The organism is Trichococcus sp. (assembly GCF_055118575.1).
Map to the genome: position 1 here is coordinate 18298 of NZ_JBSQPW010000028.1, position 17487 is coordinate 35784.

General features: G+C 46.9%; 17 protein-coding genes. 13 read left to right on the forward strand and 4 right to left on the reverse strand.

Annotated elements, in window-relative coordinates:
- Positions 1-309 precede the first annotated feature (309 nt).
- From ACTCCX_RS08980 to pheT, 5 genes are all read left to right on the forward strand, one after another.
- Positions 310-1614: a murein hydrolase activator EnvC family protein gene (locus ACTCCX_RS08980; RefSeq protein WP_463275676.1), complete on the forward strand. Its 1305-nt coding sequence runs from the start codon at positions 310-312 to the stop codon at positions 1612-1614.
- A 117-nt stretch (positions 1615-1731) separates the two neighbouring features.
- Positions 1732-2490: a TrmH family RNA methyltransferase gene (locus ACTCCX_RS08985; protein ID WP_463275677.1), complete on the forward strand. Its 759-nt coding sequence runs from the start codon at positions 1732-1734 to the stop codon at positions 2488-2490.
- Between the two features lie 339 nt (positions 2491-2829).
- Positions 2830-3144, forward strand: coding sequence for a winged helix-turn-helix transcriptional regulator (locus ACTCCX_RS08990; RefSeq protein ID WP_463275693.1), 315 nt, complete (start codon positions 2830-2832; stop codon positions 3142-3144).
- 328 nt (positions 3145-3472) lie between these two features.
- Complete coding sequence (gene pheS / locus ACTCCX_RS08995; protein WP_463275678.1) at positions 3473-4519, forward strand: phenylalanine--tRNA ligase subunit alpha; 1047 nt, start codon at positions 3473-3475, stop codon at positions 4517-4519.
- A 4-nt stretch (positions 4520-4523) separates the two neighbouring features.
- A complete protein-coding gene (pheT, locus tag ACTCCX_RS09000) occupies positions 4524-6938 on the forward strand; it encodes a phenylalanine--tRNA ligase subunit beta (protein WP_463275679.1) in 2415 nt (804 codons plus the stop codon).
- Between the two features lie 302 nt (positions 6939-7240).
- Here pheT and rnhC read toward each other — a convergent pair whose 3' ends face one another.
- Positions 7241-8191, reverse strand: coding sequence for a ribonuclease HIII (rnhC, locus tag ACTCCX_RS09005; RefSeq protein WP_463275680.1), 951 nt, complete (start codon positions 8189-8191; stop codon positions 7241-7243).
- A gap of 221 nt (positions 8192-8412) precedes the next feature.
- Here rnhC and ACTCCX_RS09010 point away from each other — a divergent pair, with 221 nt between their 5' ends.
- The 4 genes from ACTCCX_RS09010 (at position 8413) to trxA (ending at position 12536) form a co-directional block, all read left to right on the forward strand.
- Positions 8413-9114: a cell division protein ZapA gene (locus ACTCCX_RS09010; protein ID WP_463275681.1), complete on the forward strand. Its 702-nt coding sequence runs from the start codon at positions 8413-8415 to the stop codon at positions 9112-9114.
- Between the two features lie 29 nt (positions 9115-9143).
- Positions 9144-9689, forward strand: a complete 546-nt coding sequence (locus ACTCCX_RS09015) for a CvpA family protein (protein ID WP_463275682.1) — start codon at positions 9144-9146, stop codon at positions 9687-9689.
- Between the two features lie 83 nt (positions 9690-9772).
- Positions 9773-12148, forward strand: a complete 2376-nt coding sequence (locus tag ACTCCX_RS09020; protein WP_463275683.1) for an endonuclease MutS2 — start codon at positions 9773-9775, stop codon at positions 12146-12148.
- Positions 12149-12224: 76 nt separating this feature from the next.
- Positions 12225-12536, forward strand: a complete 312-nt coding sequence (gene trxA / locus ACTCCX_RS09025; RefSeq protein ID WP_463275684.1) for a thioredoxin — start codon at positions 12225-12227, stop codon at positions 12534-12536.
- 237 nt (positions 12537-12773) lie between these two features.
- Here trxA and ACTCCX_RS09030 read toward each other — a convergent pair whose 3' ends face one another.
- Together ACTCCX_RS09030 and ACTCCX_RS09035 are read right to left on the reverse strand one after the other, a co-directional pair.
- On the reverse strand, positions 12774-13199 hold the full coding sequence (locus tag ACTCCX_RS09030) for a YslB family protein (RefSeq protein ID WP_463275685.1): 426 nt from the start codon (positions 13197-13199) through the stop codon (positions 12774-12776).
- Between the two features lie 344 nt (positions 13200-13543).
- Positions 13544-13867: a hypothetical protein gene (locus ACTCCX_RS09035; protein WP_463275686.1), complete on the reverse strand. Its 324-nt coding sequence runs from the start codon at positions 13865-13867 to the stop codon at positions 13544-13546.
- 239 nt (positions 13868-14106) lie between these two features.
- Here ACTCCX_RS09035 and racE point away from each other — a divergent pair, with 239 nt between their 5' ends.
- The 4 genes from racE (at position 14107) to cbpB (ending at position 16657) form a co-directional block, all read left to right on the forward strand.
- On the forward strand, positions 14107-14931 hold the full coding sequence (gene racE / locus ACTCCX_RS09040) for a glutamate racemase (protein ID WP_463275687.1): 825 nt from the start codon (positions 14107-14109) through the stop codon (positions 14929-14931).
- A gap of 15 nt (positions 14932-14946) precedes the next feature.
- A complete protein-coding gene (locus tag ACTCCX_RS09045) occupies positions 14947-15570 on the forward strand; it encodes an XTP/dITP diphosphatase (RefSeq protein WP_463275688.1) in 624 nt (207 codons plus the stop codon).
- Positions 15571-16089, forward strand: coding sequence for a metallophosphoesterase (locus ACTCCX_RS09050; protein WP_463275689.1), 519 nt, complete (start codon positions 15571-15573; stop codon positions 16087-16089).
- A gap of 67 nt (positions 16090-16156) precedes the next feature.
- The gene (gene cbpB / locus ACTCCX_RS09055; RefSeq protein ID WP_463275690.1) at positions 16157-16657 is read left to right on the forward strand and encodes a cyclic-di-AMP-binding protein CbpB; all 501 of its coding nucleotides are present in this window, start codon (positions 16157-16159) and stop codon (positions 16655-16657) included.
- Positions 16658-16747: 90 nt separating this feature from the next.
- Here cbpB and ACTCCX_RS09060 read toward each other — a convergent pair whose 3' ends face one another.
- Positions 16748-17368 carry a mechanosensitive ion channel family protein gene (locus ACTCCX_RS09060; RefSeq protein WP_463275691.1) on the reverse strand — a complete coding sequence of 207 codons (621 nt, stop codon included), beginning with the start codon at positions 17366-17368 and terminating at the stop codon, positions 16748-16750.
- Positions 17369-17487 lie beyond the last annotated feature (119 nt).

Consider the following 17487-nt stretch of genomic DNA (forward strand, 5'->3'; position numbering starts at 1 on the left):
AGACGCCAGGAGGAAGGTTATCCGTACCTGGTTTGTGCAAATCTTTTTGATCGATTTTCATTTTTTTGCTCCTTTCTCTCCGGAAGAGCGTTAGCGGAGGCATCACTTGGTACAGGTCAATTATAGCGCTGTAAGCGCGAACAATCAAACGGTGGCTGTCTTCGGAAGATATTGTGTAAATATGAGCATTATTTCAGAATTTTTGATTTCCGTAACAAATTGAAATACAATTGTCATATTTCTATCATGCAATGGTATTTTAATTTTGATATACTTCATCTCGTAGAAGAAACAGGAGGAGAAGTATAATTGGGAAAAAAACATATCGCGTTGTTCTCATCAATCTTATTGCTTAGTCCGATTGCAGGTGGATTTACTGCTCAAGCGGCTACATTAGAAGAATTGCAACAACAAAAAGATGCTTTGCAATTAGAAACGAATACGATTCAATCTCAGATTGATGAAAAATCAAATTCATTGAATACTTTGGAATCCGAAAAAGCAAACTTGGAAACGAAAGTAAATGAACTTCAATCGCAATTGGATGAATTGATGACCCGGTTAGCGGATCAAGAGCAAAAACTAGCTGCCATCGAATCAAAAATTTTGGAATTGCAGGCTGAAATCGAAGCTTTACAAGTAGTCATCGACCAAAGAACCGAAAAATTAAATACGCAAGCTCGCTATATCCAGACGGATGCGGGCGTTACGGATATAGCGTCAATCCTGTTGTCTTCAGAAGACTTCTCCGATCTTGTCGGCAAAATCACGGTCGTTTCAAAGATCGTGACTGCAAACAAGGAAATAGTGGAACAACAGGAAGCGGACCAGCAAAAAGTTGAAGACAGCAAATTGGCTGTTGAAGAAGAAAAACTTGCTGCGGAAGCATTGAAACAAGACATCTTGATTTCAAAAAATAATGTCGTAGCCCAAAAAGCAGAGATCGACGTCCAAATCGCACAAGTCATCGAGAACTACGAATTGACCGAAGTCGAGAAAAATGGCTTGGAATCAACTAAAGCTGACTTGGCTGCTCAAACAGCAACCATCAGCAATGACATGGCAGCCGAACAAGCCCGAATCACGGCTGAAGCTATCGCAGCAGCTGAGGCAGAAGCAGCAGCCATCGCAGCAGCGGAAGCGGCAGCAGCGGCAGCAGCCAACAACTTGACGGCATCTGTTTCAACAACAACATCACCCAGCTACTCAGTTAATTCCAGCGGGTTCTTGAGACCGGCAAGCGGTTATATTTCTTCTCCTTTCGGAAATCGTGTTTCGCCATTCGGCGGTTCGATCGAATTCCACCGTGGCGTTGACATCGCAGGCAGCGGGGCAATCTCGGCAGCCCAATCCGGTACAGTCGAGACAGCTACTTATCATGCAAGCTACGGTTATTATGTTGTCATCAACCACGGAACAATCAATGGCGTAAACGTCAAAACATTATATGCCCACATGCAACCAGGCTTGCTGGTGGCTCCAGGACAGACTGTCAGCCAAGGGCAACAAATTGGCGTGATGGGTACGACAGGAAGCTCAACAGGCGTCCACTTGCATTTTGAAGTGCAAGAAAATGGTGCAGTCGTAAACCCTGTGAATTACATCGGCGGCTAAAAACAGATAAGTTTTTGAGGAGAAATCAGGATTTCCTGATCTCTCCTCTTCTTTTTTGCAACGATGAGGGTGATGATGCGGTATAATGGGGAATATGTTGAACTGAGGGGTTACAAAATGGAAAAGATTTTATCGATGAAAAATCAAAAAGTAAAGCAGTGGAAAAAGCTGCAAACGGCTAAAGGCCGGAAAGAGGCGAAAGCTTATCTGATCGAGGGGACGCATCTTTTGAAGGAGGCGATCAAGGCAGCAGCTGACATTCAAGAAGTTGTAATGACGGAAACTTTTTTCCGACAGTCGGATCTGCCGATTGAGGAAAGGGACATCATCCTCGTTTCCCCGGAAATCCTTGCCAGTCTGGCTCAGACCGAGACGCCACAAGGAGTCGTTGCAATCGTTCAGATTCCTGATGACGTTCCGAAATTAGATTACAAAGGCAAATATATCCTATTGGATCAGGTTCAGGATCCAGGAAACGTCGGCACGATTATCCGAACTGCGGATGCTGCCGGGTATACAGGGGTCATTTTAGGGGAGGGGTCGGTGGATCTCTACAATGACAAAGTGTTGCGTTCCATGCAAGGAAGCCATTTCCATCTGCCAATATATCGAGGCAATCTGCTGGAGTTGATCCCGGAATTGAAGAGCAGCGGTATCCCGGTCTATGGAACCGAACTGAATGAAGCGGCTGTAGATTACCGGACCGTTTTCCCGACTGATGCGGTTGCGTTGGTACTAGGTAACGAAGGGAATGGCGTTTCAAAAAAAATATTGGCATTGACGGATCAGAATCTGTACATTCCGATATTCGGTGAAGCAGAGTCCCTGAATGTTGCAGTTGCAGCAGGCATTCTTCTTTATCACTTCGTAGGCTGAAGAAATCATGAAAAAAAAACGCTATTTTTTCACTTAAATGTGAAAAAGTGTTGCCTTTGTGAAATTCCTATCCTATTATAGAAAACAGACATGAACTTTTTGTACGCTTGCAAGTTGGCTGCCGGATTCTTCACGAATATCATTCGTGATTTAATTCCTTTTCGGATGGAACGAAGCGGCGGCCACAAGCATTTTTCTGAGGAATAGCTTCAGATGGTGCAGAGTGCGGGGGCAGGATGCTTATTTTTTGTAAACATTTTGTGACAAAAGGCACATTCCCTTTGACAGGGGAAATGAGGGTGTTTATAATAGGTCAAAGAGGTGAAGGCTGTGAATGAAATGCTGGAAGTAAAAAAATGTATTTGTCCAAAGTTTGAGAAAACATTCTCTATTTTAGGAAAAAAATGGACCGGCTTAATCATCGAAGTCTTGATGGACGGAGATAAACGATTCAAAGAATTGGCCGTGCAGATACCTAATGTCAGTGATCGAGTATTAGTTGAACGCTTAAAAGAGCTGGAAGATGAAAAAATTGTTGTAAGAACCGAAAATCCTGCAGCGGCAATCAAAGTGATGTATGGATTGTCCGAAAAAGGCAAAGCCTTGAACAATGTGATGAAGGAAATCCAAACATGGTCGGATGCGTGGGTCTGAATCCGAGCTTGACGGAAACGGCATTTCCGGGTAAACTGGCAAAGTAAGTAAAATGAATACGAAAAGCGTTGAAGGGAACCTTCACGATCTTAGCTTTTTTCAGGGAATATTGGCCATTGACTGCGAGCCTTTATAGAAGCCGATTGTGTTTTTTCACTCCCCGAGCTGACTTTGGGATTTGCCGCGTGCAATGAATAAAGTTCCGGTTTATTACCGTTAAACAAATGAAGTGTCGTTGCTTGCAACGAAACAAGGGTGGTACCACGAAAATCTCGTCCCTTACCGGGGATGGGATTTTTTTGCATTTTTTAAGAAAAGGGGACAGAACATGGAATTGAAAGCGAAATTACAAACGTTACGTATAGATGCCTTACAGCAAGTTGAATCTGCAGAGGATCTGCAGGCATTGAATCAAGTCCGCATTTCCTACTTGGGGAAAAAAGGACCAATCACAGAGGCTTTGAGAGGGATGAAGGATCTGAGCCCTGAAGAGCGTCCTGTCATCGGAACTTTAGCGAATGAACTGCGCGATGATATCGAAGCAGCCATCCAATCAAAAAAGGAAACACTTGAAATCAAAAAGATGGAAGCCGAGATTGCGGCTGAAACGATTGATGTCACCTTGCCCGGCAAAAAAATTGCGCAGGGCACGACACACGTCTTGACGCAGATTAATGAAGAAATCGAGGACCTGTTCCTTGGGATGGGCTACAAGATTGTTGATGGCCCAGAGGTGGAACAGGACAGTTACAATTTCGAAAAGATGAATCTTCCGAAGGATCATCCGGCCCGCGATATGCAAGACACTTTCTATATCACCGACGAATTGTTGCTGCGTACGCATACGTCGCCGGTACAGGCGCGTACGATGGAGAAACACGACTTTTCTAAAGGGCCATTGAAGATGATCAGTCCCGGGAAAGTCTATCGCCGCGACAGCGATGACGCGACCCACTCACACCAATTCCACCAGATTGAAGGATTGGTCATCGGCGAAAACATCACCTTGGCGGATCTGAAAGGAACGCTTGCCGTTTTCGCCAAAAAATTGTTCGGAGAAGAGCGCGAAATCCGTTTGCGTCCGAGCTACTTCCCGTTCACGGAACCTTCTGTCGAAGTTGATGTCAGCTGCTTCAAGTGCGGCGGGTCCGGCTGCAACGTCTGCAAACAAACAGGCTGGATCGAAATCCTGGGTTCAGGTATTGTCCATCCAAATGTTCTGGAAATGTCTGGGATCGACTCTACGAAATACTCCGGGTTCGCATTTGGTCTAGGCCAAGAACGTGTAGCGATGTTGAAATATGGTGTGGATGACATCCGTCATTTCTACCAAAATGATATCCGATTCTTAAGTCAATTCGATGTAAAGGAGTAACATAATGAAAGTATCCTATAAATGGTTAAAAGAATATTTAGATCTATCAGACGTAACACCGGATGAATTAGCAGAAAAAATGTCCCGTACCGGCATCGAAGTGGATGACGTCATCTATCCGGGCAAAGGCCTGTCAAAAATCGTCGTTGGGGAAACGTTATCCGTCATCGACCATCCAGATTCGGACCATCTGCATGTCTGCCAAGTGAATATCGGGGCTGAGGAACCAATCCAGATTGTCTGCGGCGCGCCGAATGTGGCTGCCGACCAGAAAGTCATCGTGGCTTTGCATGGCGCTCGGATCACCGGCAACGCGAAAATCAAAAAGGGTAAAATGCGCGGTCAAGAATCGAACGGTATGATCTGTTCGCTTGCTGAATTGGGCTACCCGGAAAGTGTCGTGCCCAAAAAATATGCGGACGGTATTTTTGTCCTGCCGGCTGAGGCGGTTCCCGGAACGGAAGTCGTTGACTTGTTGGAATTGGATGATGCGATCCTGGACATCGACATCACGCCGAATCGCGCCGATGCTTTGAGCATGCGCGGCTCCGCCTATGAAGTTGCGGCCATCTACAACAAAGAGCTGAAGTTCCCGGAGGCCCATGTTTCCGAAAAGACAGGTTCCGTTGCGGATTACATCAAAGTAGCCGTTGAGGATACAAGCGATGCGCCTGCCTACCATATCCAGGTGATAAAAGACGTCAAAATCGCGGAAAGTCCGCTTTGGCTTCAGAATAAGCTGATGAACGGCGGCATCCGTCCGATCAATAACGTTGTCGACATCACGAATTACATTCTGTTGGAATACGGCCAACCGCTGCATGCATTCGACTATGATAAAATCGGTTCAAAGGAGATCGTTGTCCGCCGTGCCAAAGCGAATGAAACAATGGCGACGCTGGATGGGGTCGAAAGAACGCTCGACACAGATAACATCGTCATCACGAACGGCACTGCACCGATTGCCTTGGCGGGTGTCATGGGCGGTCTGGATTCAGAAATTACGGATGGAACCGTGACTGTCGCTTTGGAAGCGGCTTTGTTCAATCCAGTTTTGATCCGCAAAACAGCAGGGAAATTTAACTTGCGCAGCGAATCCAGTTCCCGTTTCGAAAAGGGCATCAATGTCGCGACTATCCTCACAGCCGGACAACATGCAGCAGAGCTGATCCATGAGTTGGCGGGGGGCACAATCGTTGCCGGCACGGCATCCGTTGATACGGTGGAAGTGAAGGACACAGAAGTGGTCATCACTTTGGAAAAAATCAACCGTTCGTTGGGTACTGCCATTTCCAGCGGTGAAGTGACTGCCATCTTCAACCAGTTGGGCTTTGTATCGACGTTTGACGGTGAAACCTTCACCGTTTCGGTACCGCCAAGAAGATGGGACATTACCATTTATGCGGACATCCTGGAAGAGGTCGCGCGCATCTACGGGTATGATAATCTTCCGGAAACATTGCCGATAACACCGGCTTTGCCGACTGCTTTGACGCCTAAACAACACACGATGCGCATCACCAGAAGGTTCATGGAGGGCGCAGGACTTACCCAAAATATCAGCTACGTGCTGACTACTGCTGAAAAAGCGCGGGAATACGCAGTCGAAGACAAAGAAGGCATCCGTTTGGCTTGGCCAATGAGCGAAGACCGCAGCACGCTGCGGATGAATTTGTTGAGCACGCTTTTGGACAACGCCGCTTACAACGTTGCCCGCAAGAATACGGATATCCAGTTTTACGAAATCGGCCGCGTCTTTTTCCCGTCTGCTGACAGCGTACTGCCGATCGAAGCGGAACGTTTGGCTGGCGTGCTGACAGGGATGGCCTACGAGAAAGATTGGCAGATGGCTGCGGAGCCTGTCAACTTTTACCATGCCAAAGGCGTATTGGATGGGTATTTTGAAACAATGGGTCTGAGCGATCACATCCGTTTCGAAGCTGCCAAAGATCTGAAATGGATGCATCCGGGCAGAACGGCTGCCGTCTATTTGGGCGATGTCTACATCGGTTATGTCGGCCAGGTCCATCCGGCTACGGCAAATGCCTATGACCTAAAGGAAACCTATGCCTTCGAAATCGATTTCGAAGCGATCATTGCGGCACCAAAAGAAGTGATTACGCAACAACCGATCCCTAAATTCCCTGGCGTGACCCGCGATGTGGCTCTGTTAGTGAATGAGACCGTCACACATCAACAGATCGTCAGTACGATTAAAGCTAACGGCGGTAAATTCCTGAAGGAAGTCCATCTTTTCGACATCTATCAAGGCAAAGGCATCGAGGACGGTAAGAAATCGGTGGCTTACTCCATGTCATTCCTGAATCCAGAAGCGACGCTTGTCGATGAAGACATCAACAAAGCATTCGCTAAGTTGGTCGCAGCATTGGAAACCGAATGCGGAGCTGCAATCCGTTAATAAAGAAGAATAATGCATAAACAAAGAGTGGACCGTCTCGTGATGAGGCAGTCCACTCTTTGTTTTATGGTGCTAATATGTGGTGTTGAGCCAAGTAATTGTATGCTGGCTTCGGAAACAAGCTCCCAGCTCCGGCTAGTGGAGCGTTCACCGGGGGACAGCGGGAATTTCTGGTGTGAACGCCGACGAAGCTGTCCACATCGGAGAACTCGTGCGGAATGTGGTCCGTACTTCGACGAAGCATCCGCTCGCCGGAGAACGGAGCCAGATATACCGCATATACCGCATGTCACGCCGTCTAGTTATCTGTTTGCCAGTCGGATCGCTTTTTGGGTATTGGCGAAGTGAAGCTTCGTGTATTTGTCGAGCAGTTCCAAGCCGCCTTCTCGGTACATTTCTGCAGCGACCAGGTCTACGTTCGCGCCGGCGCCTGAAGGAATCGGATAACCGGAAGCTTCCGTCATCTCAGCCAAGGTTTTGAGGAAATAATAGCGTGCAATGATGGAAGCCGCTGCGACTGCTAGGTGGTGGGATTCGCCTTTTGTCTGGAAATGGAGATTCTCCTTCACCTGCACTTTTTGGTCGGAAATATGCTTGAAATAAGTCGAAGGCAACTCAAACTGATCGATCAGGATCGCTTTGGGTTTTTCCGGAGCTATTTTCTTCAACAAGTGATTGAGGACCTGGTTATGCAGCAATGCCTTCATTTTCCCTTGGGACATCGTCGGTTGGATCTCATTGTATTTTTCGGGCATCAAGTTGATGACGCTGTGCGGTACCTGCTGCAATAACTGCTTTGCGATGGCCATAATGCGGGCATCCGTCAGCGCCTTTGAGTCCTGGACGCCCAACTTTTTCAGCAACGGCAATTGTTCGGCGGAGGCGTAGACGGCACAGACTGTCAATGGTCCGAAATAGCTGCCGTTGCCGACTTCGTCGCTGCCGATGACGGACCATTCGGAAAAGCCAGCAGGCAGTCCGGCTTTGCTGGCAATCTCTTTTTTCACTTCTTTTTTTGCGGCAGGAGGGTTAACAGCTCCGGTCCGCTCATAGGATGGTTGCCACAGCGCGGCTTCATTTTCGGCGTTTTGGCCTTGGAACAGTACTTTTCCGGAATTGTAGCCGGTGATGGTGGTCTGGTTTTTTTTGGCCGTGAAAAGGCTGTGCGGCACTGGTTTCACAACATAATCCTGATAAAAGACGGCCATTTTTTTCAGTTGGTCCGTCGTTACTTTCAATACAGCATTTGACATATTCTCATCCTTGCTCAATTTAATTTTTTTATTCAGATTATCGAGGGTAGCATCCTTTATTCTATCACAGGAGGCGCAGTTCTTCATGGGGAATTGCAGCAGAGCTGGGGGAGCCAATCTGGGGAAAAGAACAGGATTGGAAACATGGAGAGGTTTATACTGCAATTCGTCGGATTTATGTTAAAATGTACTAGACAGTTTTTTAATGGAGGTCATTGAATATGACAGAACAAAAGAGAAGATTCAAAACAATCATAGCAGGAAAGACCTATACGATTGTGGGAAATAAAGCACCTGAGCATTTGACTGCGGTATCGGAATTGGTCAATGCGCAGTTGGAACAGATAAAAGAGGCCGCTCCGGCCCTTGGTCGTGAGGAGCGCGGCATTCTCGTGGCTGTGAACGCCATATCCGATCAGATCACGAAGCAATTGGAAGTGGAAGAGCTTTTGCTGAAAGTGGAGATGTTGGAGAAGGCTTTGCAGGAAAGCAAAAACGTTGCAGCTGCTGCTTCTGTCGAGAAAAGGGAGCAAACCGAGCCCAATCAGAATTCAGCTGAAGAACTCCAGCCCCAAGCGGTTGCCGACGTCGAACAAAAAAATGAGGCGGTTCCTTTTACTGACGTTGCAGCGGAAAAGAAGTCAGCGGCAGCCTTAGCTAGTGAAAAGCGCGATAAAGTGAGCCAAACTGTTCAGTCTATGCCCGCAACCATAAGCGAACTGCAGCAAGCTGCCCGCGAAGCAAATGAACTTCCGGCCCGGAAATCAAATTCAAAATTGACGAAGACGACTACTGCTTCCGAGGCGACGTTGAAACGGGCTCAGCACAGAAATCAAGTGCGTTCGGCTTTAGGTGTCAACAAAAATGCTGAAAAAGCCATTCCGCCTTACGCCAAAAATAAAGAGCACGATGTAAAAAAATAGTAAAAAGACTGTAGAAATCAGGTGAAAAAATGCTTACGTTGATCATAGTGCTCGCTTTATTGTGGGGCATCTATACAGGCGTCAGAAGAGGTCTTATTCTGCAGGTTGTCTACACCGTAGGGTATTTCATTTCTTTCTTGGTCGCCAGAGAATATTATACCGTCATCGCCGAAAAAATCGATCTGCTGGTCCCGTACCCGTCCGTCGAGTTTGGTAAAGAATTGATTTTTTACTCTGAACAGGTATCCTTCGTCCTTGATCAGGCGTTCTATAACGGCTTGGCATTCATCCTGTTGCTGTTCGCTGGTTGGCTGGTTACGCGATTTGTCGGGAGCATGCTGAACTCATTGGCATTTTTTCCGATCATCAAACAGCTGAACCAGCTGGGAGGCGGTGTACTCGGATTCCTGATGCACTACATCGGGATTTTCCTGCTCTTGACGCTCGCATCCATGATTCCGTTGGATTTCATCCAACAACTGTATGCCGATAGCGAACTCGCGGCTTGGATGGTGTCCGAAACGCCTTACTTTTCGCGGTTAATCTACGATTGGTGGATCGGCATCATTCAGTAACGCAAGGTTAAATAAACGGAAGGGACTGTATAGTGTACTATATTGTCCCGTTTTTTTGAAGAAGCACTTTTTAGGAGAATATAATGAATAATAAAATAAGCAAGACATTAGAGTTTGAAAAGATAAAACAACAACTCCAAAATTTTGCGGCAACCGATCAAGGGAAAGATATGGTTCAGGCGTTATTTCCCGAAACTGATCCTGAAAAAGTCGTTGCTCTGCAGAATGAAACAGAAGACGGCAGAAAAGTGTTGCGCCTGAAAGGCGGGATTCCGATGCCGAGGCTGAAGTCCATCCGCAGCCATCTGAAGCGTCTTGAGATAGGCGGCACCTTGAACGGCAAAGAAATCGCTGAAATCGGCCGCGTGTTGTCAACGACAAGAGAAATTATCCAGTTCTTCCAGTGGTTCGAAGACAACGAGATTCCCTTTTATGTCCTAGATGAACTGGTTGACAGATTGGTCGTCTTGCCCGAAATCACCAGAAGGATCCAAGCGACCGTGCATGAGGATGGTACGATCCAGAACGATGCTTCGCCTGCTTTGAAAGGGATCCGTACAGGAATCAAACAGGGCGAACAGAACATCCGCACCAAACTGGATGACATCATCAGAGGGAACAAAGCGTCCTATCTCAGTGGCGCTATCATCACCATCCGCAATGACCGTTTTGTGATTCCGGTCAAAGTCGAATACCGCAACCAATTCGGCGGCATTGTCCATGACCAAAGTTCGACAGGCCAGACCCTTTATATCGAACCGCAAGCCATCCTGGATCTGAACAATCATCTGCGTCAATTGGCTGCCCAAGAGAAAGCAGAAATCGAACGGATTCTGTACGAATTATCGATGGAAATCGAGCCTTTCACGCAGGAATTATACGGAAACAGCGAGGTACTGGCGACTTTGGATTTCATCAACGCAAAAGCGCGTTATGCGGATTCACTGAAAGCGACTCGCCCGATCATCAGCAAAGAAAACCACATCGCCATCTGGAAAGCCAGACACCCGCTCATCGATCAAGATGATGTTGTCGCGAACGATCTGATCCTCGGCGAAGCCTATCAGGCGATCGTCATTACCGGGCCGAATACCGGAGGAAAGACGATTATGCTGAAAACACTCGGGATTATCCAAATGATGGGCCAATCCGGGCTTCAGATACCGGCGGATGAGGATAGCCAAATCGGTATTTTCACGGAAATTTTTGCTGACATTGGAGATGAGCAGTCGATCGAACAGAGCCTGAGTACGTTCTCCTCGCATATGACCAACATCGTCTCGATCCTTAATCAGATTGACGAGAAGAGTCTGGTGCTTCTGGATGAGTTGGGCTCCGGTACAGATCCTCAAGAGGGAGCGTCTCTGGCCATCTCGATTTTGGACCATATCGGCGGCATCGGCAGCTATGTCATGGCCACCACGCATTATCCCGAATTGAAGGCCTACGGATACAATCGCTCGGGAACGATCAATGCCAGCATGGAATTCAATGGAGAAACGTTGGCTCCAACCTATCGTTTGCAGATAGGCGTTCCCGGACGAAGCAATGCCTTCGATATTTCGAAGCGACTCGGACTGAACCCTAGCATCATCGATCAGGCACGCAGTTTCATTGACGTTGACAGCCAAAATCTGAACGAGATGATTGCGGATCTGGAACAGAAGCGACGCGTCACCGAAAAAGAATCCATGCAACTCCAAGCGCAGTTGGAAGAATCCGATAAACTGTTGGCGGACCTGAAGCGAGCAAATGAAAAACTGGAAACCAACAAGGAAAAAGTTCTTGAAGATGCCAAAAAAGAAGCCAATAAGTTGGTTGACACGGCGAAAGAAGAGGCAGAATTCCTCTTGCAGGAAATCCGTGAAATGCAGCTGAACATGGGGAATTCCGGCAGCATCAAAGAGCACGAACTGATCGATTTGCGCAAGCAATTCAATGATCTGCGCCAAGAGGAGTCTTTGGTAAAAAACAAAGTGCTGCGCAAAGCAAAAGAGAAAAAGATGTTGAAGCCGGGTGATGAGGTCATGACGGAGACGTATGGCCAGCGTGGGACGCTTGTCGAGAAAAAGGGCAACGGTGAATGGGTCGTACAGATGGGGATCATGAAGATGAAGTTGCCGGAATCGGATCTGAGATTGATCAAAGAAGAGCCGCAACAACAAAGAAGGCAAAGGCAGATCGCCACTGTCAAATCGGCTTCATCCAGTCATGTAGCGACGCAGCTCGACCTCAGAGGCCAACGTTACGAAGAAGCCTTGGCTGAAGTCGATCAGTATTTGGACGCTGCTTTATTGGCTGGGTATCCTCAGGTAACAATCGTACACGGAAAAGGCACGGGCGCGCTCCGTAAAGGGGTAGGTGATTTGCTGAAGCGTCACCCGCAAGTGCTGTCCTACGAGTATGCACCGGTGAACGCAGGCGGAAATGGCGCGACAATCGTAACATTCCGAGGCTGAGCAGATTGATTGGTACTGAGCAAAACCTCTGCTATAATTGGAACATAAAGATGAATAGTGAAGGGAGCAAATTACAATGGTAAAAATATTAACAGATGCAAATTTTGAAACAGAAACAAAAAATGGGGTTGTTCTAGTGGATTTCTGGGCAACTTGGTGCGGACCTTGCCGCATGCAATCACCGATCATCGATGAATTGGACACAGAAATCGGCGACAAAGTGACTTTTGGAAAAATGGATGTGGATGCTAATCCGCAAACACCAAGCCAATTCGGCATCATGGGTATCCCGACGTTGTTGATCAAAAAAGATGGCCAAGTTGTGGAGAAATTAGTCGGCTATCACGCAAAAGAGATGCTTGAAGAAACGCTTGAAAAATATATCTAAACATTAGGATAGAGTTGCCGTTGCCGTTTCAGGACTAGCGGCAACTTTTTTTGTTTGGATGTTATTTTAGGATACGTTATAGGCGAAGGACAGTCCGCCGGAGGAGGCGCGCTTAGTGGTCCAACTTCGGCCAGGATTGCTTCATCCGGAGAAAGCACAAAAAACCGATTATGCCTTCACCAAAAAAACGCAGAAACAGCCCGGCAGCGAATCGCCGGACTGTTTCTGCGTTCAGGATCACTCAATGAACAGCGTGATGATGACTTCTTTTTTCTTGTCTTTTCCGATTGTTATCTCCGTCTTTGCCTCACAGGGAAGGCCGGTCGTCATCTGAATCTGCTGGGCCAAAAATCCGGCTTCCAGCTGGAAGGATGCCTGCTCGTTTTGGGTGCGGATGGTAACCAGATCGCTTTCCAACCGATATTGTTGCGCATTTTTTTCTTTTTTGAGCAGTTCCAATTTCCCGAAACCGCAATAGATCATCGCTTCATACAGATCTTCCTGACTTTTTAATGGGAATTGCCGCGCCAAATCTTTTCCGGCCCAATACAATATTTCGTCGGTATGTTCGCCGAGGATGTTTCCCAGAAGGTAATCCCTTATCAATAAATAGGAAAAATGTTCATTATCGATAATACGGGCATTTTCGTTTTCAGGATTCAATGGATTTCCCCCCTTAAATGTACACTTCATTATACACGTATTTTAATAAGAGGATAGAGCCTATTTTCAGGCAATGCCTATCAATGGCGTTTTCCGTTTGAATCAGGCATAATAGGGGTAAGAAATCCAATATGCAATCAGAAAGGAAGATGTTTATGTGGACTGCCAAAAAAGCTTTGGGTCTGATTTTGCTGTTGATTCCGGTCTTCAAATATATTTCGGACTGGAAAAAAGAAGAGGAACAACGTCGTTTGCTGAACGGTTGAAGACGCTGCTCCATCCATACGAAAAATGAAAACTCGTTATAACGCGAATAGCGGTATAACGAGTTTCGTTTGTGAATTTCACTGGATTCCGTGCACTCTTTTGATGTTAAGTCCAAAAAGGATTCCGTTCCCGGGAGCGGTGATGTTTCCCGCTTCCTCGATTTGGTTGATGATTTTTTTGGAATGCTGTTCCTGGGCCAAAACCAGCAGAATCTCCTTTTCCGGTTCCAAAGCCAAATTAAACAATTTTTTGTTCTCGTGCATACCGGATCCACGGCCGGCAACGATTGTTCCGCAATAGGCTTCTTCGCAGCGCGCGTTTTCGAAGACGCGGTCGATCAATCCTTTATCGACTACGGTTACGATCAATTGGTGATTCATCTGACTTCCACTCCTTTTCATGGTTCGCATCCTCCTCAGCGGTGGGTGCTTCAGAAGGACAAACAAAAAACCGTCCTGAAATTGAGACCATTGTAGCACATATATTTTGGAACCGCCAATAAGCGCCAGTGGGCTTGGGAAAAGAAGTCACATTTTCCGCAAAAGTAAAGCAAGTTCGCATGAAATTTGCCTCATTTTCACCAAATTCGTGCATCTTAAGGTAAAATAGAGATACGAAAACAAATAAAGGAAGTAACTGCATGAGCAAAAAAGCAATCGGTTTTATTGACTCTGGCGTCGGCGGCTTGACGGTTGTGAAACAAGCGATGAAACAGCTTCCCAATGAATCCATTTATTATCTGGGGGATTCCGCCAGATGCCCCTATGGACCAAGGCCCAAAGAAGAAGTGATTCAATACACGTGGGAAATGACCCAGTTTCTGCTGAAGAAAGATATCAAAATGCTGGTGATTGCCTGTAACACAGCGACAGCCGCTGCCTTGGACATCATCCGGGAGCGGGTGGACATTCCGGTGGTAGGTGTCATCAACCCTGGGAGTCGCGCAGCCATCAAACATTCAAAAAATGAACGCATTGCCGTAATTGGTACAAAAGGCACCATCAACAGTGATGTCTACAAGAAAACGATCAAGGACAAAGACAAGGACATTTCGGTCATCAGCATGAGCTGTCCCAAATTCGTGCCTCTAGTGGAGAGCAACCAGTACAATGGATCGATCGCCAAAAAAGTGGTGGCGGAAACGCTGAAACCCTTGCTGAAAGAATCGATTGATACCCTGATTCTGGGGTGCACGCATTATCCGCTTTTGACGCCGCTCATCCAAAATGTGATGGGGCCTAGCGTGACCCTGATCGATTCAGGGGCTGAAACAGTTTCCGAAGTGAGTACCTTATTGGATTATTTCCACTTGGCGGAAAGCTCACATAATAAGGAAGCCTCCGAATACGTTTTTTATACGACGGGTTCGCCCAAACTTTTTTCGGATATTGCAGAAAATTGGCTCGGCCAAAGCAATTTTAAAATCGAAAAAGTCGATCTGGTCAATTTGATCAGTAATGATTGAGAAATGAGGGATACAATGAACGCAACTGAAAAAAAGAAGATTGTGATAGCGACAAAAAATCCGGGAAAAGCCAGGGATTTCGCCTTGCTGTTTGAACCGAAAGGCTACGAAGTAGTGACCTTATTGGACTATCCGGAAATAGAGGATGTGGAGGAAACTGGCTATACGTTCGAGGCCAATGCACGCAAGAAAGCTGAGACGATAGCCGGATTGCTTGGTATGACAGTCTTGGCGGACGATTCGGGCATCTGCATAGATGCATTGGATGGTCAACCGGGTGTGTTTTCTGCCCGTTTCGCAGGTGGAACGAAAAGCGATGCCGCCAATAATGCGAAAGTACTTGCAATGCTTGGATCCCAGGAAAACCCATCCCGGAAGGCGCATTTCCATTGTACCTTGGTGTTAGCCCATCCGGAACGGGAAAGTCTGGTTGTCGAAGGGGATATCGAGGGTGAAATCGCGGAGTTCCCAAGCGGAGACAATGGTTTCGGATATGATCCGTTGTTCTATTTGCCGCAATTTGGCAAGACGATGGCGGAATTGAGCGATATTGAAAAAAATCAAATCAGCCACCGCGCACAAGCCCTGAAAAATCTGGAGAAAAGTTGGGCTGCCTGGCTGGAAAAGGAAGCAGATTAAATGGTAAAGATACTTGCAGTCAGTGATAGCCACGGGGAAAAAGATATCCTGAACGATTTGGCTTTACGTTATACAAATCAAGTTGATCATTTCGTGCACTGCGGTGATTCGGAATTGAGCAGTTCCGATCTGATCTGGGGGATCATGTCAACGGTGATGGGAAATTGCGATTATGACTATCAAATGAACGACGAATACCGATTCCAGGTCGATAACCGGACTGTGCTGGTTGTCCATGGACATCGTCATGCTGTCAGAAACTCCGTTGCCGAGTTGAAACGCGAAGCCAAGCTAGCGGCTGCTTCTCTGGTGTTTTATGGACATACCCATATCGCCAAAGCGGAGCAGGAGGACGGCATCCTGTTCATCAATCCGGGGAGTATCAGTCAGCCGCGGGGCACACTGATGGAAAAAACTTATTGCATCGTCACATTGGACGAACAATCCGTCACAGTAACCTATTACAATGACCGCCATCAGGAACTGACCCACTTGAAAAAACAATTTCAAATTTTTTGATCACATGCAATGAAGGTGTTTCCACCGGCATAAACTCCAGATGGATACCTTTTAGGAGGAAATAGTAATGATTAGTAGCGAAGTAGCCGGTTTACTGTTGGACAATGACGCATGCGGGGATCTGATGATCCATGGCGAAAACGTCGCTAATGTGCATTGTTCGAATAACTTGAACCATGCGTTTCTGGTGCTTTCCCAAGTGAAGTATTCCGTCATCCCCGTTCTGGATTCCAAGTCCCGCATCAAGGGCCTGATTTCCATACCGATGATCATCAAAGCGATCACGGAAATCGATGCGATCCGCTATGACAAGATGGAGATGCTCACGGTGGAAGAGGTGATGGACCGCAATGTACAGACCATACGTCCATGGACAGACCTTGAGGATATTTTGAATCATCTGATCGACCATAATTTCCTGTGCGTCACCGAAGATGATGGCAAATTTATCGGCATCATTACGCGTAAAGAGATTCTGACGAGAGTGAACCACCTGGTGCACGGCATCCACCGCATCTATAAATTTGAGAAAATCGAAGAGAAGGAAGAAGTGGCATCCGAAAGATAGAAATCGGCTGTTTGCTCCACGCCTCACCCCAAAAAACAAAAAGTGTTCCGCCTCCAAACGATTTGGAGGCGGAACACTTTTTTAATATACTTATGCTTTCGGGGCGGTGTATGGCATAGCCGGAATCTGGATGCCGGCTTCCAACAATGCGGAACGGTAACTTCCCAAGAACAGATTTTGGATGTTGTACTGTTGGCCATTCAACGTATAGAAGGTGACCCGATAGGCAAGCTGGCCGTTGCCTTTGTCGGTGATGCCAATGACATTCGGACCTTTGACGATTTCCGGATGCTCCGGCACAAGCCGGTCGTTGACGGTCTGGATGACCTGATTGACCGTTTTGAAATCAGTATCCGGATACAACAGGATATCGATCATTGCCCGCATATCATTTCGGGAAAGATTGCTTATGGTGGTGATGGTGTGGTTCGGCAAGAAATGCAAAGTCCCATCAAAACTCTTGATTTGTGTCGTCCGTAGCCCTACGTTCACGACAGTGCCATCGATTCCGCCGATGACAACGTGATCGCCGACATCAAATTGGGACTCCAGGATGATGAAGAAACCATTGACAATATCATTGATGAATTGTTGCGCGCCGAGCCCGATCGCAAGGCCCGCAAGACCGGCACCGGCAATGAGCGTAGCAATCGGCACACCCAATACGGAGAGGACTCCATAAATCAAAAAGAAGAACAAAAGATAACGCAAACCATTTTCGGCTATTTTATAGCTAAGTGTATAATTTTTCTATGCGAAACTATTCTTTTGTTGAAATAGGCAAAAAGAAGACCTTACAATACAACTAAAGGTCGGTAGCCAATTTAGTG

Coding starts and splice junctions, on each gene's coding strand:
- ACTCCX_RS08985 (WP_463275677.1), top strand. CDS start 1,732: ATGGAAAAGATTTTATCGATGAAAAATCAAAAAGTAAAGCAGTGGAAA.
- ACTCCX_RS08990 (WP_463275693.1), top strand. CDS start 2,830: ATGCTGGAAGTAAAAAAATGTATTTGTCCAAAGTTTGAGAAAACATTC.
- pheS (WP_463275678.1), top strand. CDS start 3,473: ATGGAATTGAAAGCGAAATTACAAACGTTACGTATAGATGCCTTACAG.
- pheT (WP_463275679.1), top strand. CDS start 4,524: ATGAAAGTATCCTATAAATGGTTAAAAGAATATTTAGATCTATCAGAC.
- rnhC (WP_463275680.1), bottom strand. CDS start 8,191: ATGTCAAATGCTGTATTGAAAGTAACGACGGACCAACTGAAAAAAATG.
- ACTCCX_RS09010 (WP_463275681.1), top strand. CDS start 8,413: ATGACAGAACAAAAGAGAAGATTCAAAACAATCATAGCAGGAAAGACC.
- ACTCCX_RS09015 (WP_463275682.1), top strand. CDS start 9,144: ATGCTTACGTTGATCATAGTGCTCGCTTTATTGTGGGGCATCTATACA.
- ACTCCX_RS09020 (WP_463275683.1), top strand. CDS start 9,773: ATGAATAATAAAATAAGCAAGACATTAGAGTTTGAAAAGATAAAACAA.
- trxA (WP_463275684.1), top strand. CDS start 12,225: ATGGTAAAAATATTAACAGATGCAAATTTTGAAACAGAAACAAAAAAT.
- ACTCCX_RS09035 (WP_463275686.1), bottom strand. CDS start 13,867: ATGAAAAGGAGTGGAAGTCAGATGAATCACCAATTGATCGTAACCGTA.
- racE (WP_463275687.1), top strand. CDS start 14,107: ATGAGCAAAAAAGCAATCGGTTTTATTGACTCTGGCGTCGGCGGCTTG.
- ACTCCX_RS09045 (WP_463275688.1), top strand. CDS start 14,947: ATGAACGCAACTGAAAAAAAGAAGATTGTGATAGCGACAAAAAATCCG.
- ACTCCX_RS09050 (WP_463275689.1), top strand. CDS start 15,571: ATGGTAAAGATACTTGCAGTCAGTGATAGCCACGGGGAAAAAGATATC.
- cbpB (WP_463275690.1), top strand. CDS start 16,157: ATGATTAGTAGCGAAGTAGCCGGTTTACTGTTGGACAATGACGCATGC.